Annotated in this window: 24 protein-coding genes; 15 read left to right on the top strand and 9 right to left on the bottom strand. The window is 70.1% G+C overall.

Annotated features, from left to right (window positions below):
- Nucleotides 1–228 precede the first annotated feature (228 nt).
- Complete coding sequence (locus tag ACQP2F_RS37645) at nucleotides 229–756, top strand: YbhB/YbcL family Raf kinase inhibitor-like protein (RefSeq protein WP_433296134.1); 528 nt, start codon at nucleotides 229–231, stop codon at nucleotides 754–756.
- Between the two features lie 114 nt (nucleotides 757–870).
- Nucleotides 871–1,506 carry an HNH endonuclease family protein gene (locus tag ACQP2F_RS37650; RefSeq protein ID WP_433296136.1) on the top strand — a complete coding sequence of 212 codons (636 nt, stop codon included), beginning with the start codon at nucleotides 871–873 and terminating at the stop codon, nucleotides 1,504–1,506.
- On the opposite strand, the gene ACQP2F_RS37655 is transcribed toward ACQP2F_RS37650, so the two are convergent.
- From ACQP2F_RS37655 to ACQP2F_RS37665, 3 genes are all read right to left on the bottom strand, one after another.
- Nucleotides 1,503–2,519 (bottom strand): LysR family transcriptional regulator, encoded by a 1,017-nt coding sequence (locus ACQP2F_RS37655; RefSeq protein WP_433296138.1) that lies wholly within the window; start codon nucleotides 2,517–2,519, stop codon nucleotides 1,503–1,505. The two genes, ACQP2F_RS37650 and ACQP2F_RS37655, sit on opposite strands and share 4 nt — an antisense overlap.
- 196 nt (nucleotides 2,520–2,715) lie before the next feature.
- The gene (locus tag ACQP2F_RS37660; protein WP_433296140.1) at nucleotides 2,716–2,928 is read right to left on the bottom strand and encodes a DUF397 domain-containing protein; all 213 of its coding nucleotides are present in this window, start codon (nucleotides 2,926–2,928) and stop codon (nucleotides 2,716–2,718) included.
- 41 nt (nucleotides 2,929–2,969) lie between these two features.
- Nucleotides 2,970–3,854, bottom strand: a complete 885-nt coding sequence (locus ACQP2F_RS37665; protein ID WP_433296142.1) for a helix-turn-helix domain-containing protein — start codon at nucleotides 3,852–3,854, stop codon at nucleotides 2,970–2,972.
- Between the two features lie 221 nt (nucleotides 3,855–4,075).
- Between ACQP2F_RS37665 and ACQP2F_RS37670 the strand changes: the two genes are divergently transcribed.
- Genes ACQP2F_RS37670 through ACQP2F_RS37680 form a run of 3 tightly spaced genes read left to right on the top strand, consistent with a single transcriptional unit; the run spans nucleotide 4,076 to nucleotide 6,949 of the window.
- The gene (locus tag ACQP2F_RS37670; protein ID WP_433296144.1) at nucleotides 4,076–4,714 is read left to right on the top strand and encodes a GOLPH3/VPS74 family protein; all 639 of its coding nucleotides are present in this window, start codon (nucleotides 4,076–4,078) and stop codon (nucleotides 4,712–4,714) included.
- Nucleotides 4,715–4,770: 56 nt separating this feature from the next.
- Nucleotides 4,771–6,312 (top strand): APC family permease, encoded by a 1,542-nt coding sequence (locus ACQP2F_RS37675; protein WP_433296146.1) that lies wholly within the window; start codon nucleotides 4,771–4,773, stop codon nucleotides 6,310–6,312.
- 22 nt (nucleotides 6,313–6,334) lie between these two features.
- Nucleotides 6,335–6,949, top strand: coding sequence for a GNAT family N-acetyltransferase (locus tag ACQP2F_RS37680; protein WP_433296148.1), 615 nt, complete (start codon nucleotides 6,335–6,337; stop codon nucleotides 6,947–6,949).
- A gap of 18 nt (nucleotides 6,950–6,967) precedes the next feature.
- Here the strand turns inward: ACQP2F_RS37680 and ACQP2F_RS37685 are convergent, their stop codons facing one another.
- Nucleotides 6,968–7,519 (bottom strand): hypothetical protein, encoded by a 552-nt coding sequence (locus ACQP2F_RS37685; RefSeq protein WP_433296150.1) that lies wholly within the window; start codon nucleotides 7,517–7,519, stop codon nucleotides 6,968–6,970.
- A gap of 566 nt (nucleotides 7,520–8,085) precedes the next feature.
- On the opposite strand from ACQP2F_RS37685, the gene ACQP2F_RS37690 reads away from it, so the two are divergent.
- Nucleotides 8,086–9,189, top strand: coding sequence for an alpha/beta fold hydrolase (locus tag ACQP2F_RS37690; RefSeq protein WP_433296152.1), 1,104 nt, complete (start codon nucleotides 8,086–8,088; stop codon nucleotides 9,187–9,189).
- Between the two features lie 450 nt (nucleotides 9,190–9,639).
- Here the strand turns inward: ACQP2F_RS37690 and ACQP2F_RS37695 are convergent, their stop codons facing one another.
- Nucleotides 9,640–10,692, bottom strand: a complete 1,053-nt coding sequence (locus tag ACQP2F_RS37695) for a LacI family DNA-binding transcriptional regulator (RefSeq protein WP_433296154.1) — start codon at nucleotides 10,690–10,692, stop codon at nucleotides 9,640–9,642.
- A gap of 123 nt (nucleotides 10,693–10,815) precedes the next feature.
- Between ACQP2F_RS37695 and ACQP2F_RS37700 the strand changes: the two genes are divergently transcribed.
- Together ACQP2F_RS37700 and ACQP2F_RS37705 are read left to right on the top strand one after the other, a co-directional pair.
- Nucleotides 10,816–12,324 (top strand): diguanylate cyclase domain-containing protein, encoded by a 1,509-nt coding sequence (locus tag ACQP2F_RS37700; RefSeq protein WP_433296156.1) that lies wholly within the window; start codon nucleotides 10,816–10,818, stop codon nucleotides 12,322–12,324.
- Nucleotides 12,325–12,362: 38 nt separating this feature from the next.
- Nucleotides 12,363–13,745, top strand: a complete 1,383-nt coding sequence (locus tag ACQP2F_RS37705) for an acyltransferase family protein (protein WP_433296158.1) — start codon at nucleotides 12,363–12,365, stop codon at nucleotides 13,743–13,745.
- Between the two features lie 1,296 nt (nucleotides 13,746–15,041).
- On the opposite strand, the gene ACQP2F_RS37710 is transcribed toward ACQP2F_RS37705, so the two are convergent.
- Genes ACQP2F_RS37710 through ACQP2F_RS37720 form a run of 3 tightly spaced genes read right to left on the bottom strand, consistent with a single transcriptional unit; the run spans nucleotide 15,042 to nucleotide 17,567 of the window.
- The gene (locus tag ACQP2F_RS37710; protein WP_433296160.1) at nucleotides 15,042–15,707 is read right to left on the bottom strand and encodes a response regulator; all 666 of its coding nucleotides are present in this window, start codon (nucleotides 15,705–15,707) and stop codon (nucleotides 15,042–15,044) included.
- On the bottom strand, nucleotides 15,704–16,780 hold the full coding sequence (locus ACQP2F_RS37715; protein ID WP_433296162.1) for a sensor histidine kinase: 1,077 nt from the start codon (nucleotides 16,778–16,780) through the stop codon (nucleotides 15,704–15,706). The genes ACQP2F_RS37710 and ACQP2F_RS37715 overlap by 4 nt, the downstream gene beginning before the upstream one ends.
- 10 nt (nucleotides 16,781–16,790) lie before the next feature.
- The gene (locus tag ACQP2F_RS37720; RefSeq protein ID WP_433296164.1) at nucleotides 16,791–17,567 is read right to left on the bottom strand and encodes a DeoR/GlpR family DNA-binding transcription regulator; all 777 of its coding nucleotides are present in this window, start codon (nucleotides 17,565–17,567) and stop codon (nucleotides 16,791–16,793) included.
- A 106-nt stretch (nucleotides 17,568–17,673) separates the two neighbouring features.
- Between ACQP2F_RS37720 and ACQP2F_RS37725 the strand changes: the two genes are divergently transcribed.
- The 5 genes from ACQP2F_RS37725 (at nucleotide 17,674) to ACQP2F_RS37745 (ending at nucleotide 23,033) form a co-directional block, all read left to right on the top strand.
- Nucleotides 17,674–18,966, top strand: coding sequence for an alpha-glucosidase/alpha-galactosidase (locus tag ACQP2F_RS37725; protein WP_433296166.1), 1,293 nt, complete (start codon nucleotides 17,674–17,676; stop codon nucleotides 18,964–18,966).
- Nucleotides 18,967–19,039: 73 nt separating this feature from the next.
- Nucleotides 19,040–19,921, top strand: a complete 882-nt coding sequence (locus tag ACQP2F_RS37730; RefSeq protein WP_433296168.1) for an SIS domain-containing protein — start codon at nucleotides 19,040–19,042, stop codon at nucleotides 19,919–19,921.
- A gap of 33 nt (nucleotides 19,922–19,954) precedes the next feature.
- On the top strand, nucleotides 19,955–21,274 hold the full coding sequence (locus ACQP2F_RS37735; RefSeq protein WP_433296170.1) for an ABC transporter substrate-binding protein: 1,320 nt from the start codon (nucleotides 19,955–19,957) through the stop codon (nucleotides 21,272–21,274).
- The gene (locus tag ACQP2F_RS37740; RefSeq protein ID WP_433296172.1) at nucleotides 21,274–22,209 is read left to right on the top strand and encodes a carbohydrate ABC transporter permease; all 936 of its coding nucleotides are present in this window, start codon (nucleotides 21,274–21,276) and stop codon (nucleotides 22,207–22,209) included. The genes ACQP2F_RS37735 and ACQP2F_RS37740 overlap by 1 nt, the downstream gene beginning before the upstream one ends.
- A 2-nt stretch (nucleotides 22,210–22,211) precedes the next feature.
- Nucleotides 22,212–23,033, top strand: coding sequence for a carbohydrate ABC transporter permease (locus ACQP2F_RS37745; RefSeq protein ID WP_433296175.1), 822 nt, complete (start codon nucleotides 22,212–22,214; stop codon nucleotides 23,031–23,033).
- A 96-nt stretch (nucleotides 23,034–23,129) separates the two neighbouring features.
- On the opposite strand, the gene ACQP2F_RS37750 is transcribed toward ACQP2F_RS37745, so the two are convergent.
- A complete protein-coding gene (locus ACQP2F_RS37750; protein ID WP_433296178.1) occupies nucleotides 23,130–24,074 on the bottom strand; it encodes a carbohydrate kinase family protein in 945 nt (314 codons plus the stop codon).
- 192 nt (nucleotides 24,075–24,266) lie between these two features.
- On the opposite strand from ACQP2F_RS37750, the gene ACQP2F_RS37755 reads away from it, so the two are divergent.
- Nucleotides 24,267–25,289, top strand: coding sequence for a 1-phosphofructokinase family hexose kinase (locus ACQP2F_RS37755; protein WP_433296180.1), 1,023 nt, complete (start codon nucleotides 24,267–24,269; stop codon nucleotides 25,287–25,289).
- Nucleotides 25,270–26,118: a class II fructose-bisphosphate aldolase gene (locus ACQP2F_RS37760; RefSeq protein ID WP_433296182.1), complete on the top strand. Its 849-nt coding sequence runs from the start codon at nucleotides 25,270–25,272 to the stop codon at nucleotides 26,116–26,118. Before ACQP2F_RS37755 ends, ACQP2F_RS37760 begins: the two co-directional genes overlap by 20 nt.
- Nucleotides 26,119–26,172: the final 54 nt, after the last annotated feature.

Here is a 26,172-nt window from a genome sequence, read left to right on the forward strand (position 1 = left end):
TTACCTCACCCCACCCCGTTCACTGGGTGGGGTGAGTAGAGCAGCCGCCTACGACACTTTTCGAGGGCTGTCCACAGGGCCGGCGCCACGGGCGCACGCCCATCACACTGCGTTCGCGGCCACCATCGCCATCTGCCCATTCCGCCTTCCCCGCCCGGTGCGGCGCCGTCGCGGCGGATCGGTGGACGAGCAGAGCCCACGCGGCGCCGAAGTCATAAACTGGCGGTCGTGGACCGCCGCGCGCTCCTCGCCGCCGGCGCCGCCTTGCTGGTCGTGACGGCCACCGGCTGCGGCGACTCCCACCCGTCGCCGCCCGCGCCGCCCGCCGCCTCCAAGCTCATGGTCACCTCGACCGCCTTCACCGACGGCGGCGTCATCCCGGCCGAGTTCACCTGCGCCGGCGCCGGGCACCGGCCGCCCCTGCGCTGGTCGGGCGCGACCGCCCCGGCGTACGCGATCGTGGTCCTCGATCCCGACGCGCCGGGCGGCGACTATTACCACTGGGTCGTGGTCGACCTGCCGGAGAGCGCCACCGAGGCCGGCGACACGCTCCCGTCGCCCGCCCGCCAGCTGGACAACTCGGCCGGCCATCCGGAGTGGACGCCGCCCTGCCCGCCGTCCGGCACCCACCACTACCAGTTCACCGTCTACGCGCTCTCGGAGTCGACGAACGCGACCTCGGTCGGCGACGCGTTCGACGCGATCACCAAGACCACCACGGCCCAGGGCACGCTGACCGGCATCGTCACGCACTGAGATCACCGGAGCTTCCCATAGCCGTACGTCTATGGATGTTTTGGCATTGGCGGGAGATCGCCCAGGCCGCCGAGACTCACGGGCAACAGCCGCACACGCGACTCGGAGGCCCCCGTGAAGTCACGCCTTCTGCCCGCGACCCTGATCGTCGCCCTGCTGGCCACCCTGATCCCGTTCGGGTTCGGCGCGCCGGCGTACGCGACCCCGCCCGGCATCCCCACCGCATCGGCCGCCCGGACCCAGCTCGCCGCCCTGACCGTGGCGGCCCGGACGCACTCCACCACGTACGACCGCGATCTCTTCCCGACCTGGGACACGATCTCCGGCAGCTGCAACACGCGGGAGACCGTGCTCAAGCGCGACGGCACCGGCGTCGTGGTCAACTCCGCCTGCACCGCCACCTCGGGCCGGTGGTACAGCCCGTACGACGGCGCCACCTGGACCGCCGCCTCCGACGTCGACATCGACCACATGGTGCCGCTGAAGAACGCGTGGGTCTCCGGCGCCTGGGCCTGGACCACCTCGAAGCGGGAGTCGTTCGCGAACGACCTGAGCGACCCGCAACTGCTCGCGGTCACCGACAACGTCAACCAGTCCAAGAGCGACCAGTCGCCGGACACCTGGAAGCCGCCGCTGACCAGCTACTACTGCACCTATGCCCGGATGTGGGTACGGGTCAAGTACGTCTGGTCGCTGACCGTCACCAGCGCCGAGAAGTCGGCCCTGACCAGCATGCTCGGCACCTGTTAGGCGATCATCGCGTCGCCCCGGCCGCCCGCGCGGCCGGGGCGACGCAGCAGCGACACCGACTTCTGCACGCCGAGCGAGGGCTGGGTGGCGAGCCAGCGCTCATAGCGTGGTCGCTGTCCCACGATCTCCAGGTACGCCTCGACCGCGTACCCGAAGACCTCCGCCGCATGTGCCGCCGCCGGGCCGTCCGGATCCCAGCCCAGCAGGTGACGCCAGCGCAGCGGGACACCGCGCAGCGGCACCGCGACCGTGCCCGGCGCCGAGCGCACGAGACCCTGGCAGAGCGCGACCGCCGAGCCGCCGGCGACCATGTCGAAGGCGCTGCTCGCGTCGATCGACGTGGGCGAGCGCGGGGCGAACCCCTCCCGGGCGCAGGCGGCCGCGAAGCACTCGAGGAAACAGCCGTCGCCGGGCGCGGTGATCCAGGCCTCCCCGGCCAGCTCGCCGAGGCCGACCTCGTCCCGCCCGGCCAGCGGGTGCTCGTCGTTGAGCAGCACCCACACGGCGTCGATCGAGATCGCCCGCCAGGTCAGGCCGGCGGGCAGCACGCCCGGCGGCGTGGAGCAGGCGCCCACCACCGCGTAGTCGAGGCGGCCGGCGACGGTCATCTGGGCGACCTCGTTCTCCGACCAGGTCGAGTGGATCGAGACCGGGCCGCCGGGATGCGCGTCGCCGAGCCGGCGCACCAGCCCGGCCACGATCGGGCCGTTGGTGGCGCCCAGCCGGTAGCGGGCGTCGCCGCCGGCGGTGATGAGCTCGCTGGCCTCGTCGTGCAAGCCGGTCACGGCCGGGATCAGCACCCGGGCGCGGGCCAGCACGAGATCGCCGAGCGGGGTCGGCGCGACACCCCGCCGGTCGCGGGTGAACAGCGGACCGCCGAGGATCCGCTCGATGCGCTGCAGTTGCGTGGTCAGCGCGGGCTGGGCCAGCCCGAGCGACGCCGCGGCCTTGGTGACGCTGCCGGCCTCGGCGATGGCGAGCACCATTCGGAGATGGCGCAGCTCGAGCTCCACACGACGAACTTAGAGTCGTCGATGCGGAACCAAAAGTATTCTCACGTTAATTTCGGCCGATTTTAGAAACCTTGACGTGAGGCAACGGCGCCGCAACGCCCCGTGAGGGACGTTGCGGCTGCGATCGCTCGCATCGGAGAAGTTGACTTTGCGTAAGCACTTCCCATCGGTGCGTGCCTATCGGTAGGCTCTCGGGTCAGGAAAGGTCGAACTCGCCATCCTTGGCCGAGTCCACAAAGGCAACCCACTCCGCCTGCGTGAACATGAGAGCCGGTCCGGACCGGTCCTTGCTGTCACGGACGGCGACGCCGTTGTCGAGGATGGCGACCTCGACGCAGTTGTTGCCGCCACTGCCGTTGCTGCGGCTGCCCTTCTTCCAGACAGCGCCGTTGAGATGGTGCGAGAGCATACTCAAGCACCCCCCTTCAATTATGTGATTGTCTCGGAGCCCTAAGCGACCAGCAGGCTCTCGATCATCTTGATTGTCTGTCGTTGGTCGAGCGCCTGTGCGCTCAATCGCTCGAACTCTCTCCGGTAACGAGCAACCTCGGCCGGTTGCTCCTCATAAGAGTCTCCCGCAAGACCTTCAAGATAGACAACATCCAGATGGGTGATGGAGCCCGAATTCCCTTGGTTAACCTGCCCGTCCGCAGTTCGGAACTCTAATAGCGCCACCGGTCCACCGAGGAACCCGTGCTCACCCGAGCCAAACGGCAGGATCCTCAGGTTCACATTCGGTAATTGAGCCATTTCTATTAGGTGCAGAAGCTGTTCCTTCATGACTTCCGGGCCGCCGACCGTGCGCCGTATGACCGATTCATCCATGAGCGCCGAGAACTGCAGCGGGCGCGGCTCCTTCAGGCGCCCCTGACGGGTGACCCGGAGCCGGACCCGGCGGTCGATCTCGTGCGGCGGATCGAACGAGCGCCCGGTGCGCATCAGCGCCCGGATGTACGCCTCGGTCTGCAGCAGACCCGGCACGATCACGGGCTCCCAGGTCAACATGGCCGAGGCGCCGGCCTCGAGGCCCACGAAGTTGCCCGGGCGGATGACGTCGCGATAGTCGCTCCACCACGTGCGCTCGCGGGACATGCGGGCGAGCTCGATCAGCGCCTCGCGGTAGGCGTCGTCCCGGATGTGGTAGAGATCGAGAAGGTCGCGGACGTCGCGGGCGGTGACCGCCACGCGCGCCGTCTCGATCCTCGTGACCTTGGCAGCATGCCACTCGAAATGACGCGAGACATTTTCCTGCGTCAATCCCGCGGCCTCGCGACAACGCTTGAGTTCCGCGCCCAGTCGCCGGCGTCGCAGCGTCGGGCCCTCATCAACGGACACCTGGACTCCCCTTGGCCGTCAGGTTTCCTCAGGTAGCCGATCCTACGACCGGCGTGCTCATGATCCAACTTGGACTGAAGCCCTGAACAAGAAGTCTAGTACTTCTTGTATTGACCTTGATGTTGGGTACATGATGCGGCGGACATCGAGTTATGACGACCTATACCTACAGTAACGATGCTCGTACTCGGGTCTACTTGGGTTCTAAGGGGCGTGGCAGCGTGTTGGCTGACCAGTATTTCCTGATCGCACACCAGGACCGAACCGGACGTTCTCGCCTGCACCCGCGGGCGACCGGCCTCGGTCTGGCCGCAGCTCTGCTGGGGGAGCTGATCCTCGAGGGCCGTGTCGGCATAGCCGACGGAGACCTCATCATCCTGGACCGGCATCCCCCGGCGGATGCCTTGGCGCACGACATTCTCGACCTGCTCGTGGCGCAGCCGCAACATCGCGAGGTGCGCACGTGGCTGGCCTTCCTCTCCCAGGACGCCGAGGTCCGGGTGGGCGAGCGGCTGGTACGCCTGGGCGCGGTCGACCTGATCACCCGGCGGAGGATGCTGTCGACCGAGACCGTCTTCATGCCGAACACGGCGGAGCAGCGCAACGCCGCGGCCTGGGCTCCGGCCCGACTGGCCAATCTTCTTGTCCGCGGCATCGAGCTGAGCCTCAGTGACCGGGTCCTGGTCGGCCTGGTGGCCGCGACCGGGCTCACCCGGCACGTGCTCTACGACTTCGAGATGCACCGGCAAGCGTTCCAGTCCCTGCCGAGCGCGGTCAGTGCGCTGTCCGGCGATCTACGGGACCTCATCGAGTACACCGAGGCCTCCGTGGGCTCGGTCCTGACCGTCGGTCGGCGGTGAGCGCCATCGGGCGTCATCAACTCCGGCGGACCAACTTCGACCATTGGGCCGGGAGGATGTTGATGGCACAGAAGGACCCCGTCGAGCCGGATATCGTCGCACGGGCGCTGGCCAAGAACAGGCTGGGCGTACCGTCGGTGGTGTTCTTCGGTGTGGCGGGCGCGGCCCCGCTGACCGTGATCATCGGCTCGATCTCCGCGATCTACGCGATCATCGGAAGCACGGCAGTACCGATCGCGTACGTGGCAGTGGCCGGGATCCTTTCCCTCTTCACGGTCGGGTTCGTGGCGATGAGCAGGCACATCGTCAACTCGGGAGCCTTCTACTCGTACATCTCCCATGGTCTCGGCCGGGTGATCGGCGTCGGCGCCGCGTTCGTGGCGCTCCCGGCCTACTCGCTCATGCAGATCGGCCTGTTCGGGCTCTTCGGCTCGGCCGCGTCCGGCATCCTGGCCGCGTTCGGCGTCAAGGCGCCCTGGTACATGTGCGCGATCGCGGCCTGGCTGGTGGTCACCGTGCTCGGCCTGCTCTGGGTCGACCTCAGCGGCCGCGTGCTGGCGATCCTGCTGGTCGCCGAGATCAGCGTGGTGCTGATCTACAACGCGGTGATGGTCGCCCACCCGGCCGACGGTCACGTCACGTTCTCCACCTTCAACCCGGCGCCGCTTCTCACCCCCGTCGTCGGATCACTGTTGGTGCTGGCGGTGGCCGGCTTCGTCGGATTCGAGGCGACCGTGGTCCTCTCCGAGGAGGCGAAGGACCCGAAGCGCACGATCGCCCGGGCCACTCACTGGGCGGTGCTGCTGGCCGGCCTGCTGTGTAGCGTCTCGGCCTGGGCGATGACGGTGACCACCGGTCCCGAGAACATCGCCGCGACCGCCGCCGAGCACCAGACCGACCTGGTCTTCTTCCTGGTCGGCAAGCACGTGCCGGCCGCCCTCGTGGACATCGGCTACCTGCTGTTCCTCACCAGCGTGTTCGCGGCGTTGCTCGCTTTCCACGCGGCGGTCGCCCGGTATCAGTTCGCGTTGGGCCGCGAGGGCGTGCTCCCGTCGCTGTACGGGCGCACCCACCCGCGTACCGGCGCGCCGCTGGCCGGCTCGATCACCCAGAGCGTGCTGGCGATCATCGTGCTCAGCGCCTACGCCGTCTCCGGCCTCGAACCGGTGCGGTACGTCTTCGCCTGGCTGACCACGATCGGCGGCCTCGGCGTGCTGATCCTGATGTGGGCCACGTCGGCCGCCGTGATCGGGTTCTTCGCCCGCGGCCGTCGCCGGGAGAACGTCTGGCGGGCGTACCTCGCACCGTTTCTTTCCTTCTTACTGTTGTCCGTCGTGCTGACCGCCACCGTGATCGGCTTCGGCGAGCTGCTCCAGGTCGACGGGGACTCGCCGTTCCAGTGGCTGATTCCCGTCCTCTATCTGGGCGTCGCCGCGATCGGCATGGGCTGGGCGGCGATCATGCGGGCCGCGCGGCCCGAGGTCTACCAGCAGATCGGCCGGGGCACCGACGGCAAGGTCAGCATCCTGCAGGACGCCGGCTTCGCCAAGCCGCTGCACGCCCAGGAACCAGTGGGCGCGCGGGGTTACCCCTACTGACGGACCACTTCAAGGACATCCCATGACGTACGCCGTGAAGGAGCTCGTGGTCCGCGATGTCGCGCCGGTGGACACCGATGAGATCAGCCGGCTCGTGGCCGCCGCCATGCAGGACGGCGCGGTCGCTCGCTGGCTCGAGCCCGACACGGCGGTGCGTCACCGGGGAAGCGCCGACTACTTCACCGTCTTCGCCGAACACGCGGCAAAGTACGGCGAGGTCTACGCCACGGCCGAGGGCGACACCGGCCACCTGACCGGTGTCGCCCTCTGGTTCCCACTCACCGTGGCAATGCCGACGCCGGTCGACTACGACCGCCGGATGAGACAGATCGCCGGCGACGCGTACGACCGGGCATGCCTTCTGGACGCGGCCCTCGAGTCGGAGCACCCGAGGGGACCGCACCACTACCTTGCTTTCCTGGCCGTGCGACCCGACCAGCAGGGGCAGGGACTGGGCAGTGCCCTGCTCGACCGGCACCACCGCCGCATCGACGCGGCCGGCGTTCCGGCGTACCTCGAGGCCAACGAGCCGCGGAACCGGGACCTGTACCTGCGACACGGATACCGGGTCCGGTCCGTGATCGACCTTCCCGACGGGCCCCCGATCTGGACGATGTGGAGGACGCCTATGGGATGAGGCCGGCCGGATCGCTCGTCAGGCGGCGGTCGGGAACTCGTACAGCCAGAAGGACTGCTGGTCGATCCGGCTGAACTTCATGCTCTCCGAGTTCCGGCTGATCATCAGGCGGAAGACGCGGGACATGTGGCGGACATCGTCGTTGTAGGAGCAGATGTCCAGTCCGACGAGCCCGTTCTGGATCGACGCCACCAGGTACATCTGCTCGACCATCTGGACGAACGCTTCGCGACCCTGGTGCTCGGGGCCCACGGCAATGAACCCGATGTACCAGATCTTGCGAGCCGCGTAGTGCTCAGGCCAGTGGCGTTCGAAGTACTGCGGTGAGATCAACGGAACGGCGTCGAGGTCGTTGGTGTAGGTGGTGATTCCGCACAGTGTGCCTTCGTCGGTGAGGGCAAGGTACTTGTCGACGCGGGTGTCACGCATGACCTCGTCGAACTCGGACCTGTACATCATGTGCCGCTGGACCGCGAGGGTGTTAAGTTCCTCGAACGCGGCCTGGTAGAGCTGCCACGCAGCACTGTGCAGATCTTCATCGATGATCTGGTCGACAACTTTGATAAGCATGTTCTGCTCCCCCGCGGGACAGGGCGGCCCGCTTGCTCGCACTCACACTGATCAATGATCTGTGTTCAACAGAGTACGAACAGTGATGGCCCGAACACAATGCGTGTTCGCCAATTGAGTGTGCCAAATGTCGGCGACCCGGCTCCCGACCACCCTTAAGTGTGCAAGTTGCGAGGTGACAGCCGATAAACCAGCACCGTACACATTGCACTCGATCGAGCGAATCCCCCCTGACCAGCTCGAAGATCAATGTGTCCCCTCCGCCGCCGGCCGCCCTTTGGTGGCCGGCGGTTTGTCGTGCGGTCACCGCCGGACTCCCCTGGCACCTCCCCGGCACCCTCCGCAGGTGAGGCCCCTGGCCCGAGTTGTCCGAATCGGACACGGGGCGTTTCGAGTACGCGTTCAGCGTCGTTTCCTCCCGGCCTTTTCGGACCGGCTCCGTGAACTGGACTTCTTGTATTGGTCTCCGAGTCCTACGCATCTGCGTACTTCAACCGGCTCCGGTTATCCCCATACGCTGGCCGCGGTTCTTCCCCACAGGGCTCTCCATCGGAAAGGGAGCACGCATGAAAACAGGCTCGCGCATAGTTCTGGCCGTTCTGCTGTGCCTCGGCGGCGTGGTCGTCGCGACCGGCGGACCGGCCTCGGCCGCCTCGTTGCCGGGGATGGTGCTGAGCTCGACGACGGCCACCCTGCCGCCCGAGCTGGCCTCGCTGGCGACCGGCAAGCGCATCCAGTACGTCTCGACCGACGTCAACGGCACCCTGATCACCGCGACCGGGCTGATCATGACACCGAGGTCGAACAAGAAGAACAAGACCGTGGCCTGGGCACACGGCACCACCGGGCTCGCCGACCAGTGCGCGCCCTCGACCAACCAGAACGTGTTCTGGCCCGAGGCCCGCACCGCGGTGGCGGCGCTGCTGAGCAAGGGCTGGACGGTCGCCGCCCCCGACTACCCCGGCCTAGGCACGCCGCAGCAGCACCCGTACCTGATCGGCGCCAGCGAGGCGCGCTCGATCATCGACAGCGTCAAGGCGGCGCGCAACCTCGATCAAAACCTTTCCGTCCTGTACGCGATCGACGGTCACTCCCAGGGCGGGCAGGGCGCGTTGTTCGCCAACCAGATCGCCCCGTCCTACGACGGCAACCTGCAGCTGCGCGGCACCGCCACGATCGCACCGGTCTCCAACGTCGACGCGCTGGCCCCGATCATTCCCGGCACGCCCGGCCAGGGCTATCTGGTGATGGGCTTGTACGGCCTGTCCGCCGTCGACGCGACCTTCAACCCGAACACGGTCCTCGGCACCGAGGCGAAGGCCAAGACCACCGTCCTGACCACCGGCTGCCTGGAGGAGATCCTCGCCGCGTACCAGGACCTGACCGCGGAGCAGCTGCTGATCGGCGGCGCGCTGCCGGATCCGGTGGTGGCCGAGCTCGCCCACTTCGACAACCCCGCACAGTCCGCGCCGAGCGCCCCGATCCTGATCGTGCAGGGAACCGACGACGACGCCGTGCCGTTCTTCGTCACCCACGACCTGCTGTTGCCCCAGCTGCAGGCGTACAGCCAACCCGTCCAGTTCAACCAGATCTCGGGCGCCACCCACGACTCAGCCGTGGTCCTCTCAGCCGGCGACGTGGCCAACTGGCTGGCGGCCCGCCTCGCGTGAGGTAACCCGGCGGCGTTTGGGTCGTTTGCTCTGCTTACTTATATGCGCCTGCTGGTGCCCGGGCCGGATTGATCGGCCTTCACCGTGGCTGGTCGGCTTCGAGTCATGAAGCTCGGGGAGTCACGTAGTCCCATCCGGTCGCGCGGCTAATCCGGTGGCACAGGCATCCGGTCGCGCGGCTCATCCGGCCAGGCAACCACCCGGTCGCGTAGCCCATCGTCACTTCGCCCCATCCAGTCACACCGGCGCCGTCGCGACCCGCAGCCCCATACGGTGACGCAGATCCAAGGCGTCACCCACCCCACCCACGTCACTGGGTGGGGTGAGATTGCGGGCCCGGTACGACAGTTCTCGGGCATTGTCCCCAGGGCGGGAGCGCGACCCTCCGCATGACCCCAATGATGCGGAGGGGTACGGCGCGGCGGCGCTCGGCGAATCGGCCGGGCGTCGCTACGCCGCCGGGACGTGAGGCTTGGTGAGGCGGCGGGTCGGTGCGGCCGCCGTCGAGCCGCGGACGACGAGCTCGGCCGGGAAGATGTATTCGGAGCGGGGCGCCGCGTGGCCGTTGATCTCGTCGACCAGGGCTCGGACGGCGGCGTTGCCCATGGCGGCCACCGGCTGGCGCAAGGTGGTCAGCGGCGGGTCGGTGAAGGCGATCAGCGGGGAGTCGTCGAAGCCGACCACCGAGAGGTCGCGCGGCACCTGGAGGCCGCGGCGGTGTGCGGCCCGGATCGCGCCGAGGGCCATCAGGTCGGAGCCGCAGACCAGGGCGGTCACCTCGCGGTCGAGCAGTTGGCCGGCCGCGACCTCGCCACCCTCCACGCCGAAGAGGGTGAGCGCCACCAGGTCGTCGGGAGCGCGATGGTCGTACGAGGGCACGTGCCGGCGCATCGCGCTGTGGTAGCCGTCGAGCTTGCGCTGGACGGCGCGGAACCGCTCAGGGCCGGAGACGAAGCCGATGCGCTCGTGACCCAACGCGGCCAGGTGGGCCACGGCCGACTCGGCGGCCTGCTTGTCGTCGCAGGAGATGAAGGGGGCCGCGATGCCCTCGGCGAAACCGTTCACGAAGACGATCGGCATCGGGCGGTCGATCAGGCGCTGGTAGCGCTCGTGGTCGGCGGTCGTGTCGGCGTGCAGGCCGGCCACGAAGACGATGCCGCTGACCTGCCGGTCGAGGAGCATCTCGAGATATTCGTCCTCGGTGACGCCGCCGGGGGTCTGTGTGCACAGCACGGGCGTGTAGCCGGTCTGGGCCAGCGCCGACTCGATGATCTGGGCGAACGCCGGGAAGATCGGGTTCTCCAGCTCGGGGACGATCAGGCCGACCAGGCCGGCGCTGCGCTTGTGGAGGCGCTCGGGACGCTCGTAGCCGAGGACGTCGAGCGCGGTGAGGACGGCCTGGCGGGTGTCGGCCGAGACGCCGGGGCGGTCGTTGAGGACGCGCGACACCGTCGCCTCGCTGACGCCCGCCTGCCGGGCGATATCCGAGAGACGTGCACGCATGCGGTCACAATAACGCTTCACTAATTCCGATGCGCTCGGCTGAGCCGCAGGCCACGCCGGTCGGGGCGAGACTTGTGCCGGTACGCGCTCATGTCCGCGGCCGGCCGGTCGATCAGAACCGCCGTGGAGGCTCCCGCGCTGCGCAAGGACCCGGTGCTCATCGGCGCCGTGGCCTGGACCGCCGTGGCAGCGATCCTGTTCTGTTTGGCCGGCACGACCTGGCAGGTCCGGACCTTCTGGTTCTTTCAGCTGCCACTGGACGGGCTCCTCGCGTACTCGTCCTGGCGGGTTTTCCGGATTGCCACCGGCCCGACCCGCCGGTTCTGGGCGGTGCTCGGGACCGTCGGATCGCTGTTCCTGGTGGGCGACTCGTTCCAGACCGTGCTCGTCTTCGCTATGGGGCCGGGCATCTGGTCGACGACCGGCGGGATAGTGCAGTCGGCCTGCTTCATGGTCGGGCTGGCCGCGATCGTCATCGCCATGCTCGTGCACCCGCATCCGGGCCGCTCCGGACGCGAGCGGCTGGCGTTCTGGCTCGACTCGGCGACCGTGCTGGTCGGCGGCGCGGTCATCGCCTGGAGCTTCGCGGTTCAGCCCGGTCAGGCCAGCCGCACCGACATCCTGTCCACGCTCGGCGCCTCGGCCGTGGCCGTCACCTCAACCTTCGCCGCCGTGAAGATGATCCTGAGCGGGAACGCGCCGATGCGGAAGTCGGCGGCCATTTCGATGATCTCGTCGGCCGGGTTCACGCTGATCGGGCTCTTCATCGCCCCGCCCACGGTCGAGGCGCTGCCGGCCTACGTCTACGTGGTGCGGCTGATGCCGTCGCTGCTCATCGCCCTCGGACCGCGGACCCAGGAGATCATCGCGCGGTTCGACCCGGTGCCGTTCGGCGAGCGCCGACGCAAGCCATACAGCCTCCTGCCGTACGGGTCGATCGTCATCGCCTTTGTCACCCTGATCGTGATCATGCCCGACGGGGTGAGCGCGCGCATGTGGGGCGTGGTCGTGGGCCTCGGGCTGATCTGCGCGCTGGTGGCCGGCCGGCAGTTGGCCGCGTTCCACGACAACACCGACCTGATCAAGCGACTGCGCGAGCACGAGGCCCGGCTGCGCCGCCAGACCGAGACCGACGGCCTGACCGGCCTGGCCAACCGCAACCATTTTCACGACCAGCTGGCGGCGGCGCTGGATGCGCCGGGCACGGAGGGGGTTTCGGTTCTGCTCGTCGACCTCGACGGGTTCAAGGGCGTCAACGACACGCTCGGCCATGCGGCCGGCGATGCCCTGCTGGTCTCGGTGGCGGACAAGATGCGCGCCGCGCTGCGCGACGGCGATGTGGCGGCCCGGCTGGGTGGGGACGAGTTCGCGATCCTGCTGTACGGCTGCCCGCCCGCCGAGACCGAGCAGACGGCGCAGCGCATCCTGGACGCGCTGGCCCGGCCCGTCGAGCTGGCGGGCGCCCCGGTCTGCGCCCAGGCCAGCATCGGCGCCGCCGGGGCTCGGCCGGGCGATGAAGTCGGGTCGCTGATGCGCCGCGCCGATATGGCGATGTACGCGGCGAAGTCGGCCGGCAAGGGCCGCTGGCTGCGCTACGACGCGGAGATGGAGCACGCCGTCTCGTTCCATTGACCGGTGGGCGCCGTCGCGATCGCGAGTACCCTTCGCCAATGCCTGACGCTCCGCCGCGGAGGATGGCGTGGCTGGACGCGTTGCGCGCCGTCGCCGCGCTGCTGGTCGTCTATGCGCATCTGAGCCACTACCTGCTGCGCGGCGCCCGGGACGTCAGTGCCGAGTGGCTGCATGCCGGCCCGGCCGGGGTGATGCTGTTCTTCCTCGTGAGCGGCTACATCATCCCGGCGTCGCTGGAGCGGCACGGCGACCTGCGCCGGTTCTGGATCGGCCGGCTGGCCCGGCTCTACCCGCTCTACCTGGTCGTCTGCGCGGCGGTGGCGGTGGCGATGCCGGTGCCGTTGACCGGCGGACAGATGATCGCCCACCTGACGATGCTCCCCCAGCTGCTCGGCGCGCCGCTGGTGACGCCGGTCGTCTGGACGCTCGGCTTCGAGATGGCGTTCTATCTTGTCGTCGCCGCGCTGTTCGCCCTGAACTGGCACCGGTCCAGCGCCACGGCCGCGATCGTGCTGGCCGTGGCGGGCGTGGTGCTCGCCCCGCTCTCCGCGCACGCGATCGCCGCGCCGCCGCTCCTGGTCGCCGTCATGCTGGCGGCCGGGCTCGTGGCCCTGGTCTCCCGCCGCCGGCTCGCCATGATCGCCGGAGCGGTGGTGCTGCTGGCCCTGGCCGGGACGCTGCTGGTCGCCGGCCAGGACCGGTCGCACGTGTGGGACGGCCTGCTCATCCCGGCCGTGATGTTCGTGGGCACGACCATTTACCGAGCCGAGAACCGTCAAATACCGAAATATCGGGCGGCGGCGGCGGCCGGAGTGGTGGCGGCGGCGCTGCTCGTGAACTGGTTCGCCGAGCTGGTGTCGCTGCACGCCCTCACACCCCGGTACATGGCCCGGTCGGTGATCACGCTGCTGGTCATCGGCGGGTCCTTCGCGATCGGCATGGCCTGCCGCCATCGCCGGGTGCCGCGCCGGCTGGCCTGGGTCGGCGTGATCAGCTATTCGATCTACCTGATCCACGTGCCGCTGATCGGCCTGCTCGCGCCGGCGCTGACCACGCTAGGCGATCGACTTCGAGGCCCGGTCGAGCTGTTCGCGGTGGCCGGCTTCCTGGGGCTGCTCCTCGGGTTGTCCTGGCTCGCGCACCGCTACATCGAGCTCCCCGGCCAGCGCCTCGGCCGCCGGCTCGCACCGAGTCAAAGGCTCGCGCCCGGCCTGAAGCTCGCGCCCGGGCAGAGGCTCGCGCCCGGCCTGAAGCTCGCACCCGGCCTGAAGCTCGCGCCTGGCCACAGGCTCGCGCCCGGCGAAAAGCTCGCGCCCGGCCCGGGGCTCGCGACGAACGAGGACGACGCCGACCAGCAGCGTAAGCATCGCGATGCCGCCGAGGAACAGGCGGTCGGCGAGCGTCTCCGCGTTGCTGACTAAGCCGAACAAGGTGTGCGCGACCAGGGCGCCGAAGCTCGCCGCGACCAGGTGACGGGGTGTCCAGCGGAAGACCCGGCCGGCGTGGAGAGCGGCGGCGACGATGAGGGCCGCGCCGGTCATCGGGAGCAGGGTCCAGGCGCCGTGGGTGAAGAGCGGGCGATGGGCCGCGCCGAACGGCCAGAGCATCGCGAAGAACCCGAAAGTCGCCACGGCCGAGGAAACAGCCAGCACCGGCGGCGCGAGTGGGGTGATACGAGCGGCCGGCCGGAGGCGCAACCGCAGGGACAGGACCAGGGCCGCGGCGGCCAGCGCGGCGACGATCACGATGGCGGCCACCGGCATGACGTAGCCGGGGTCCTCGTTCGGCGGGACGGTCAGCCTCAGCAGAGCCGCGCCGAGCAGGGCGACGATTCCGGTCGTGATCAGGCCGCCGCGCCGCAGGTACGGCGCCCGGCCGTGGGCCGCGAAGAGAGACTCGACCAGGATCACCGGGATCAGGACGCTGAAGACCGGGTGGTAGATCAGGTTGAGCTCGGTGTAGGCGGTGTTCACGCCGAGCAGCCGGGGCGCCCACGAGGCCGCGTCGTACAGGTGCGGGCTGGTCAGGCTCTGCAGCGCCAAGCCCTCCTCGACCAGGCCGTAGGCGACGCCGGCGATCAGCAGGTGGCCGAGGCCGCCGCCGGTGCGGCGGACGATCTCGCGGAGGAAGAGGGCGCCGGCGCCGTAGATCGGCACGAAGATCGGCCAGACCCAGGCCTCGCGCAGGGACACCGTGCCCAGCGTGATCTCGGCGACCACCGGCGCGAGCACGACCAGGGCGAGCGCGGCGCGGCGGTGGCGCGGGCGGCGGTCCGGCACCGGCGGGAACGCCGACCGCACGATCGGCCGGTTGACCGCCACGACCAGGGCGGCCAGCAACGCCAGCTGGACGCCCTCGATCGGGCGCAGCCATAGCGGGTACGTGCCCGCGACCAGTTGCCAGGCCACGGCGGCGAAGCCGGCGACCGAGACGATCCGGACCCGGCGGTAGGCGCCGCGCGAGCCGGCTCGGAGGCGGCGGATCACCCACACGTACAGGATCGCCACCAGGGGGATCAGGATCTGATCGGTCCCGAGCTCGGCGGCGTGCGTGGCCAGGGCCAGAGCGGTGAAGGCGAGGCTGGTGGCGATGCCGGCGACGAGCAGCGCCACGACGAGGCGGATGGCCTTGAGCTGCTGCGGAGAGGTCATGAACCGACGGTAGGAACTCGGCCGGCCGCGAGCGTCCGGCGCGAGACGGGTCCTGCGTCTACGACTTCAGGAGGAGGGTCGGGGGCGGACCAGGCCCAGGTCGTACGCGAGAACGACCGCCTGCACCCGATCGCGCACCCCGAGTTTGCGCAGGATGGCCGAGACGTGGGTCTTGACGGTCGCCTCGGTGACCACCAGCCGTTCGGCGATCTCGGCGTTGGACGAGCCCCGGGCCAGCAGCGTCAGCACCTCACGCTCGCGTTCGGTCAGCCGGTCGACGACACCCGACGGCGCGGCCGGCGTCACGTCGGTGACCAGGAAACGGTCGAGCAGCTTGCGGGTCGCGGTCGGCGCGAGCAGGGCGTCGCCGCCGGCCACCACCCGGATCGCCTCGACCAGGTCGGCCGGGCGCACGTCCTTGAGCAGGAAGCCGCTGGCGCCGGCCCGCAGCGCGGCGTACAGGGGCTCCTCCAGGTCGTACGTGGTCAGGATGATCACCTTGGGCGGATCGGCGGCCGCGGTCAGCCGGGCCGTGGCCGCGACGCCGTCGAGCCCCGGCATCCGCACGTCCATCAGGACCACGTCCGGGCGGGTCTGCCCGGCGACCCGGATCGCCTGCTCGCCGTCGCTCGCCTCGCCGACCACCTCGAGGTCGTCACGGGACTCCAGGATCATGCGGAACCCCGAGCGCACGAGGGCCTGGTCGTCGGCGATCAGCACCTTGATGGTCACGATTCCGCCCGTACGGGAAGATGCGCGTCCACCTCGAAGCCGACACCGTCCGCCCGCGGTCCCGCCGCGAGCGCGCCGCCCAGCAGCTCGGCCCGCTCCCGCATGCCGGCCAGCCCGTGGCCCGCGCCGGAGCTCCGCCCGTCACCGCCGCGTCCGTCGTCGCGCACCCGCACCCGCACCTCCGCCTCGTCGATCCGCACCAGCACCTCGGCCGTCGAGGCCCGCGCATGCCGCAGCGTATTGGTCAGTGCCTCCTGAACGATCCGGTACGCGCCGACCTGCACCCCGAGCGGCACCTCGCCCCACGCGCCCTCGCGCCGCACGGTCACCCGCAGGCCCGACTCGTTCATCGACGCCGCCAGGCGGTCCACATCGGCCAGTGTCGGCTGCGGCGCCGCGTCATCCTCGTTCTCGGCGCGCACCGTGCGCAGGAAACCGCGCAGCTCGGCGAGCGCCTGCCGGCCCGCCTCCTCGGTACGCCGCAGCGCCTCCCGGGCCCGCGCCGGGTTCGACTCGAAGACGTCGTCGGCCGCGGCCGCCTGCACCACCATCACCGACACCGTGTGGGACAGGATGTCGTGCAGGTCGCGGGCGATCCGGGCCCGTTCCTCGAGCACCGCCTGCCGCCGCTCGGCCACCCGCCGCTCGCCGCGCGCCCGCACCAGCGCGCCCCAGCTCCAGGCGAGCAGGACCGCGCCGAGCCACAGCGCCGCCGCGACCCAGCGCTGGTCAGCCAGCGGCGGCCCGCACACGGTGAGCACGGCCAGCCCGAGGATCCAGAGCGTCTCGCCCGCGGGACGCAGCCATGCGTACGTGCAGAGAACGACGAACGCGATGCCGGGGCCGAACGACGGGACCATCAGCTGGAACGCGCCGCTGACCAGGAGCACGACCGCCGTGCCGAGGGCCGGACGCTCGTCGAGCCACCACACCGCGGCGGCCTGCACGACGATCAGCGCCGCGGCGAGCACCTTGATCGTCCCCGGCGCAACGGCGAGGACCGGTGCCGACGCCGCCACCGACGCGACCGTGAAGATCACGCGCCAGCGGCGGGACAGCCGGGCGGTATACATGCGGCCGATATTAGGTGCCGGCGACGATCACCTCGGTGCCCGTTCGGCGGATCGCCTCGACGCCTGCCGGGTCGGCACTCGCATCGGTGACCAACGCGGAGACGTCGGTGACCGGGCAGATCCCGGCCAGGCAGACCTTGCCCACCTTGGAGCCGTCGGCCACCACGATCACCCGGTCGGCCCGGCGGATCATCGTGGCGTTGGTGTTCGCCTCGATCTCGTCGTGTGTGGTGAGGCCGCCCCGGGCGCTGATCCCGTCGACGCCGACCACCGCGACCGCCATGTTGAGACCCTTGAGTGCCTGGTCGGCGATGGGACCGACCAGCTCGTACGACTGGGTGCGGGACACGCCGCCCGTCATGATCAGCTTGAGCCGGGGCCGCAGGGCCAGCTCGGCCGCGATGTTAAGCGCGTTGGTGACCACGGTCAGGTCGACCCGCTCGGCCAGCAGCCGGGCCAGCAGGTGGGTGGTGGTGCCGCCGGTCAGGCCGAGGGTGAGCGGGCCGCGCGGCAGCAGGTCGGCGACGGTCTTGGCGACCAGCGCCTTCTCCTCGCGGTGCTGGCCGACCCGATAGCGCACGGGCAGCTCGTAGGCGACGTCGACGGCGACCGCGCCGCCGTGGGTGCGCGACAGCAGCCGCTGGTCCTCGAGCACCTGCAGGTCGCGGCGGATGGTGGCCGGCGAGACCCGGAACTCGTCGGCGAGGTGGCCGGCGTCGACCGAGCCGTGGCTGGCGACGCGCTCGAGGATGGCCGACACCCGGTCGGCCCGGCGTAGGGAACTCATGGTGCCTCTTAACGGTATTGATCAAACGCGCAGTCAATGTAGTTCGTTTCCAAGCGATACACCAGTTGGTATTGCGCGGTCCTGACGCGAAGCCAAGAATCCGGCCATGACAGTGATCGCCTTCCTGGGCGCGGGCAGCGTCGTCTTCACGCGCGAGCTGCTGGCCGACATCCTCTCCTTCGACGAGCTGCGCGACGTGACGCTGGCCCTGCACGACATCGACGCCGAGCGGCTGGAGACGGCCGAGGCGATCGCCCGGCGCACCGCCGACCAGCTCGGCTGCCGTCCGGTGATCACCACGAGCCTCGACCGGCGGCGGGCGCTCGAGGGCGCCGACTTCGTCATCAACTCGATCCAGGTCGGAATGTACGCGGCGACCGTGCGCGACTTCGAGATCCCGGCCAGGTACGGCCTGCGGCAGACGATCGCCGACACGCTCGGGGTCGGCGGCATCTTCCGAGCACTGCGGACCTTCCCGGTCCTGGACGGCATCGCGCGGGACATGACCGAGGTCTGCCCCGGCGCCTGGCTGCTGAACTACACCAACCCGATGGCGATGAACGTCGCCTATCTGGCCGCCGTCGCACCGTCCGTGAAAGCCGTCGGGCTCTGCCATTCCGTCTTCTGGACCGTGCACGATCTCGCGCAGCTGCTGGACGTGCCGCTCGACGAGATCGACTACCTGGGCGCCGGCGTCAACCACCAGGCCTGGCTGCTGCGGTTCGAGCACCGCGGCGAATCCCTCTATCCGAAGCTGGACGAGTTGCTCGACCGCGACCCCGAGCTACGCCGCCGGGTACGCATGGACATGTACCGCCGGCTCGGCTACTTCCCGACCGAGACCAGCGAGCACTCCTCCGAGTACGTCCCCTGGTACCTGCACCACGACGAGGAGATCGCCCGCCTGCGCATCCCGGTCGGCGACTACCTGCGGATCAGCGCCGAGAACGTCGCCGAGTACGAGAACACGCGCGATTCCCTGCGACGCGGAGAGAAACTCGACCTCACCCGCGAGGCCACCGAGTACGCGCCGCAGGTCATCCACAGCATGGTCACCGGCACCATGCGCCGGATCCACGGCAACGTCGCCAACCGCGGCCTGATCAGCAACCTGCCGGACGGCTACGCGGTTGAGGTGCCGTGCGTGGTCGACCGGCTCGGCGTGCGGCCGGAACGCGTCGGCGACCTGCCGGCCCCGTGCGCCGCCCTGAACCGGAGCTTCGTGAGCGTGGGCCAGCTGACCGTGCAGGCCGCGATCACCGGCGACAAGCGGATGGTGCGGCAGGCGGCCATGGTCGACCCGAACACCGCCGCCACGCTCACCGTCGACCAGATCTGGGAGCTCTGCGACGAGCTGACCGCGGCCCACGGCGACCTGATGCCGGAAGCCCTCCGCTAGACCGCGCACTCTGGACTGTTCGTTTGATGCGCACATCTTGTGAAGCGAGCGCAAACGAGCATAATCCTCGAACATGAATGACACCGCGGCCGAGATCGCCAGCCAGCCGGACGTCTGGCTGCAGAGCCTGGCCCTCACCGGCCAGGCCCAGGACGAGCTGATCGCCCCCGGCGAGCGGATGCTCGTGCTCGGCTGCGGCACCTCGTGGTTCGTCGCGCAGAGCCTGGCCGAGCTGCGCGAGCGAGCGGGCTTCGGGGAGACGGACGCGATCTGCGCCTCGGAGTTCGCGCCCCGCCGGCGCTACGACCGGATCGTCGCGGTCACCCGCTCCGGCACCTCGACCGAGGTGCTCGAGGTGCTCCGCCTGATTCCGCCGTCGACCCGCACCGTCGCGATCACCGCGGTCCGCGGCGAGCCGGTCGACGGCCTCACGAACGCTCAGCTCGTCCTCGACTTCGCCGACGAGCGCAGCGTCGTGCAGACCCGCTTTCCCACCACCACGCTGGCGCTGGCCCGGCACGCGTTCGGGGAGAGCCTCGAACCGGTCGTGGCCGACGGCCGGGCGGCGCTGACCCAGGCGCTGCCCGCCGACCCGGCCGGCGTCGACCACCTGGTCTTCCTCGGCACCGGCTGGACGTTCGGGCTCGCCAACGAGGCCGCGCTCAAGGTGCGTGAGGCGGCCCAGGCCCACTCGGAGTCCTACCCGGCCAAGGACTTCCGGCACGGCCCGGTCGCCGTGGCCGGGCCCCGCTCGCTGGTCTGGTCGCTCGGCGACACCGATCCCGAGTTGGACGAGGTCGCCCGGGCCGCGGGCGCCATCGCGTACCGGAACCGCCTGGATCCTCTCGCCCAGCTGGTGCTCGCCCAGCGCTTCGCGCTCGCGCTGGCCGCCCACCGCGGTCTCGACCCCGACCAGCCCCGGCTGCTCACCCGATCCGTCGTGCTGACCCCCTGAGTCCACCCGAGACGAACATCGAGGTGCTTGACCATGACATCCCTTCGGTGCGGCCGGGCGTTCCGGCTGCTGGCTAGCGGCGCCGGCGCCGCTCTGGTGCTCTCCGCCTGCATGGGCGGAACGACCGATGACGGCAAGGACGCCGCCGCGGGCTACGACCCGAAGGCGAACGTCGAGATCACCTGGTGGACCGGACAGCCGCAAGAGCAGGAGAAAGTGGCCGAGCAGCTGGCCGCCGAGTACCACACCGCCCATCCGAACGTGACGATCAAGGTCTCGCCCGGCGCGCCGACCACCGACGACCTGCTGACCAAGCTCTCCGCCGGCTTCACGGCCGGGAGCTACCCCGACATCTCGTACGCGTACGGGAACTGGGCGGGTGATCTCGGCGCGAGCGGCAAGGCGCAGGACCTCACCTCGTACGTCAATGACCCGTCCTTCCAATGGAACGAGATGCCGGCCGCGGCTCGCGAGGTGGCGACGACCAACGGCAAGGTCATCGGCATCCCGGCGTTGGTCGACAACCTGGCCCTGATCTACAACAAGAAGCTGTTCGACAAGGCCGGACTGGCCTACCCGACCGACAACTGGTCGTGGGACGACTTCCGGGCGGCGGCAAAGAAGCTGACCGACAAGTCGACGAACCAGTACGGCACCGCGTACTCGGTCTCCGGCAGCGAGGACACCACCTGGCACCTGTGGCCGATGCTCTGGCAGCACGGCGGCAAGATCCTCGACGGGAACAAGCCGGCCTTCAACTCCGACGCCGGGGTGGCCGCGCTCGAGACGCTGCGCCAGATCGCCGTCGACGACAAGTCGATGTACCTGGACCAGACCGACGAGAAGTACGCGCCCCTGTTCAACAGCGGGCACATCGGCATGATGCTCTCCGGGCCGTGGGCGCTGCTCGAGCTCAAGGAGGCCAAGCTCGTCTACGGCGTGGTCGACCTGCCCGGCTACAACGGCGACCATCAGACCGTCTCCGGTCCCGACCTGTGGGTGCTCTTCGACCATCAGGACGTGAACCGGGCCGGCGCCACGCGCGACTTCGCCAAGTGGCTGACCAGCGCCGAGATCGATCCGAAGTGGAACCTCGCGGTCGGCAACCTTCCCTTGCGTACGACCGAGAAGGACTCCCCCGAGTTCGCGAACTACGTCAAGGAGTACCCGGGCGGCCAGAAGTTCTTCGACAACCTGGCCAACGCCAAGCAGGCCCGGCCCACGCTGCCCGGCTACGAGGAGATGTCCCGCAACGTCGGCGACGCGATCGCGAAGGTGCTGCAGGGTCAGGCCGAGCCGAAGGCGGCGCTGGACGAGGCGGCCAAGAAGTCGGCCAACTCGATCGGCTCCTGATGGCCGTCACGTTCGCGGCCACGCCGCGTACCCAGGCTGCTGCTCCGCCTCGCCGCGGGCCCCGCCGCCTGCGCCGCAACCTCACCGGCTGGGCGTTCGCCGGCCCGGCCACCGTGATCGTCGTCGGCCTCTCGGTCTTCCCCGCGATCTGGGCGTTCTTCATCTCCCGGGCCAAGTGGAACGGCATCTCGCCCGGCGTTCCGGTCGGCTGGCGCAACTACCAGCAGCTGGTCCAGGACCCGGACATGATCGCGGCAACCCGGCACACGCTGATCCTCACCGCGATCTTCGTGCCCGGCTCGATCGCGCTGGGCATCCTCATCGCGGTCGCGCTCAACCAGAAGATCAGGCTGATCGGCTTCTACCGCACCTGCATCTTCGTCCCGTACGTGGCGTCGGCCGCGGCCACCGGAATCCTGGCCGGCTTCGTCTTCAACCCCCAGTTCGGCGCGGCCAACGACATCCTGCGCCACCTCGGGCTGCCGCAGCAGCAGTTTCTGGAGAGCCGGCACCAGGCGCTCTACATCATCTGCCTGATCCTGCTCTGGGGCGAGGTCGGCTTCACCACCGTCATCTACCTGGCCGCGCTGCAGGACATCCCGCGCGAGCTGGTCGAGGCGGCGGTGGTCGACGGCGCCTCGAAATGGAAGGTCTTCCGCCACGTCACGCTGCCCGAGCTGCGGCCGGTCACGGTGTTCGTGGCCGTCTGGCAGACGATCACCGCGATGCAGCTGTTCGACCTGGTCTACACCACCACCCGCGGCGGGCCGCTGAACAGCACCCAGACCATCGTCTACTACATCTACGAGCTGGCCTTCCAAACCCAGCGACTGGGGTACGGGGCGGCGGCCGCGTACCTGTTGTTCATCGCGACCCTGGTGCTCAGCCTGGCCGTGATCCTCTACGGCCGGCGCCGCGGCTCGGAGGTGTTCTGATCATGCGTTGGCGTCTTCCGTTCAGCCCGTGGCACCTGCTGCTGATGCCGCTCGCCCTGATCTTCGTGCTGCCGCTGGTGCAGATGCTGCTCACCTCGTTCATGAGCAGCGCCGAGATCAACCAGTTCCCGCCCAAGCTGATCCCGACCAGCCTGCACCTGGAGGGCTACCGCCACCTGTTCGCCGAGACCCACGCGCTGCGCTGGTTCGCCAACACGGTCATCGTCTCGGGCGTCGCGGTGGTCGCCCACCTGGTCCTGTGCTCGATGGCCGGCTACGGCTTCGCCCGCCTCAAGTTCGCCGGCCGCGGCCTGGCCTTCGTGCTGATCCTGGCGACCGTGATGATCCCGATCCAGCTGCTGATGATCCCGACGTACCTGATGTTCGCCCGGATCGGCATCGTCGACACCCTGGCCGCCGCCTTCGTGCCGTGGCTGGCCTCGGCCTTCGGCATCTTCCTCATGCGGCAGTTCTTCCTCGGCCTGCCGGTCGAGCTGGAGGAGGCCGCCCTGATCGACGGCTGCGGCCGGTGGCGCACGTTCCGCAGCATCGTGCTGCCGCTCGCCCGCCCCGCCCTGACCACCCTGGCCATCATCACGTTGCTGTGGAGCTGGAACGACCTGCTGTGGCCGCTGGTCGCCATCTCCGATGACACGCGCTTCACGCTGCAGGTCGGGCTGGCCAACTTCCAGGGCATGCGCCGCACCGAGTGGTCGCAGCTGATGGCCGGCAACGTGCTGGCGACGATGCCTCTGATCCTGGCGTTCCTGTTCGCCCAGCGGAAGTTCATCGCCACCATGACCTTCACCGGCATCAAGGGCTGAGGGTTGTGGACGGCCATGTGTTTCTGTCGTACCCGGTCGCTTTACTCAACCCCACCCGCAACGGGTGGGGTTGAGTAGGCGGAGGCTGAGCGGCAGTCAGTCCGCGAGGTCCGCCCGCGTCGCCTGGGCGCCCGTGCCGCCGGGGGCGCGGGTGCTCAGCGAGCCGGCGACCGCGGCCCAGCGCAGCGACTCCGGCATGTCTTTCCCGCTGAGCCGGGCGGCGAGGAAGCCGGCGTTGAAGCTGTCGCCCGCGCCGGTCGTGTCCACCACGTCGACCGCCAACCCCGGCGCCGCGCACGACGCGACGCCTGAGTCACCGCCCGGCGTCTCGGACGAGCCGTCACCCGGCCACCACGCCCGCCCTCCCTCGGCGCCGTCCTTCATCACGACCGTGCCGCCGGTTTTCATCAGGATTTTGGCTGCTTCATCGGTGTCGTCGACTCCGGCTATCGCCCGCAGCTCGTTCGCGTTGGGGAGGAAGACGTCCGTGTGCGCCAGGACCTCGGTGATCGACTCCCACTTCCCGGCCGGGTCCCAGTTGGTGTCGAGGGACGTGGTCAGGCCCTGCCGCCGGGCCCGGCTCATCACGCCGGCCAGGCCGGCGGCCAGCGCCGGCTGCAGGTACATCGAGGCGACGTGCAGGTGCCGGGCCCGGGACAGCAGCTCGTCGGTGACGTCGCCGGGGCGCAGGGCGTTGATCGTGCCGAGCAGGGTCAGCATGCCGCGGTCGTCCTTCTCGGACAGCACGACCGTGATGCCGGTCGGTGCGCCGTGCGGGTCGGCGGTCAGCAGCGTGACACCGGCCCGGTCGAGCTCGGCCCGGACCAGGCCGCCGAAGACGTCGTCGCCCACGGCCGCGAGCAACGCCGTACGCAAGCCGAGCTTGGCGCAGCCGACCGCGGTGATCGCCGCCGAACCGCCCAGCACCAGATCGGCGGCGGTCAGCAGCTGCTCGGCCTGGCCGAAGCGGGGGCGCACGTCGCCGCGCAGCAACAGGTCGGGGTTGGCGTCACCGACCACGAGAACGTCGAACTCGGCCACGGCCGCCTCCGCTGTCCATATGAACAATCCGCAAGCACGATACGCGCATGATCGGCTATTGACACCTGCGCGTTCGATCAGTTGGAATCGAGTGCGACGCGATCGAGCCCAGCCGGTATCCAGTCCGGCAGTCAGGGTCGCCAGGGCCGTTCCCGGGTCCGAGGCGGGGCAGATCCTTTCCGGAGCCTCGTCATGATCGTCACCGTCACGCTGAACCCGGCGCTCGACCTCACCTACGCGGTCGACGCGCTGGTGCCGCACGGCACGCACCGGGTCGTCACGGTGGCCGAGCGCCCCGGCGGCAAGGGCCTGAACGTCGCCCGCGTGCTGCAGGCGCTGGGCGAGCCGGTGCTCGCGACCGGACTGCTCGGCGGCGCCACCGGCGATCGAGTGGCCGGCCTGCTCGCCGACGAAGGGGTGCGGTCGAGCTTCGTGCGCATCGCCGGCGAGACGCGGCGTACGGTCGCGGTGGTCGATCGGGGCGACGCCACCGGCTTCTGGGAGCCCGGCCCGCGGGTGACCGGCGCCGAGTGGTCGCTGTTCCTCGCCGAGTTCCGGGAGCTGCTGGGCCCGGCGACGGTGGTCGCGCTGAGCGGTTCGCTTCCGCCGGGCGTGCCGATCGACGGGTACGCCTCCCTGATCGCCCTGGCCACGGCGGCCGGCGTGCCGACGGTCCTCGACACCAGCGGCCCCGCCCTGCGCGCCGGCCTGCGCGCGACGCCGTCCATCGCCAAGCCGAACGCCGACGAGCTCGCCGCCCTGCTTCCTGCTTTCGCGCCGCCTTCTTCCGCGCCGCCTTCTTCCGCACCGCCTTCTTCCGCGCCGGGCGATGGCGCCGGGCCGAGGGGCGGACGCCGGGCCGGGCCGCTGCGGCTCGCCGATGCGGTGCGCTCGCTGGCCGCCGGCCCGGTGGTCGTCTCGCGCGGCGCGGCCGGGTTGCTGGCGGTGGACGGTGAGCACGTCTGGGAGTGCGTCCCACCCGAACCGATCGACGGCAACCCCACCGGCGCCGGCGATGCGTGCGTCGCCGCGCTCGCCCGTGGCCTGCGCGACCACACGCCGTGGCCCGGCCTGCTCGCCGACGCCGTGGCGCTGTCCGCCGCCGCCGTCGCCGCGCCGGTGGCCGGCGCCTTCGATCCCGGGGTCTACCGCCGCGTCCGGGCCGCCGTCGCCACGTCTTCCGCTGGAGGTTCCCGTGTTCGCACCCACCGGTGACCTGGTCGCCACCGCCGCCGCGGCTCGGACCGCGATCGGGGCCTTCAATGTGATCACCATCGAGCACGCCGAGGCGATCGTGGCCGGGGCCGAGGCCGCCGGGCTGCCGGTGATCCTGCAGGTCAGCGAGAACGCCGTGCGGTTCCACCACGGCCGGCTCGCGCCGATCGCGGCCGCCGCGCGGAGCATCGCCGAGGCGGCGGACGTGCCCGTCGGGCTGCACCTCGATCACGTCGAGTCGGATGAGCTACTCGCCCAGGCGGCGCCGAACGGGTTCGGGTCGGTCATGTACGACGCGTCGCGCCTCCCGTACGCGGGAAATGTCGCCGCCACCGCCGCCGCCGTCGCTCGATGCCGCACCGCCGGGCTGTGGGTCGAATCGGAGCTCGGCGAGATCGGCGGCAAGGGCGGCGCGCATGCGTTCGGCGCCCGGACCGACCCGGGCGAGGCCGCCGCCTTCGTCGCGGCCACCGGCGTCGACGCGCTCGCCGTCGCGGTCGGCTCGTCGCACGCGATGACCACCCGCAGCGCCCGGCTCGACCACGACCTGATCGGCCGGCTCGCCGTCGCCGTGCCGGTGCCGCTGGTGCTGCACGGCTCGTCGGGTGTGCCGGACGAGGAACTGCGCGAGGCGGTCCGGGGCGGGATGGCGAAGATCAACATCGGGACGGCGCTGAACACCGCGTTCACCGGGACGGTCCGCTCGGCGCTCGGCGAGCAGCCTGATCTCGTCGACCCGCGGCGCTACCTGGCCTCGGCGCGCATCGCGATGGCCGAGACGGTCCGGGCCGCCCTGCGGGTGCTCAATTCGGGTGTAACCACCGCGTAAGATCCACAGTCCGCGCACAGGTTGTACCTAGAGTCCGCGTAGGCCGCCCCGCGA

The sequence above is a fragment of the Actinoplanes sp. CA-030573 genome, from assembly GCF_050951115.1.
Classification (GTDB): domain Bacteria; phylum Actinomycetota; class Actinomycetes; order Mycobacteriales; family Micromonosporaceae; genus Actinoplanes.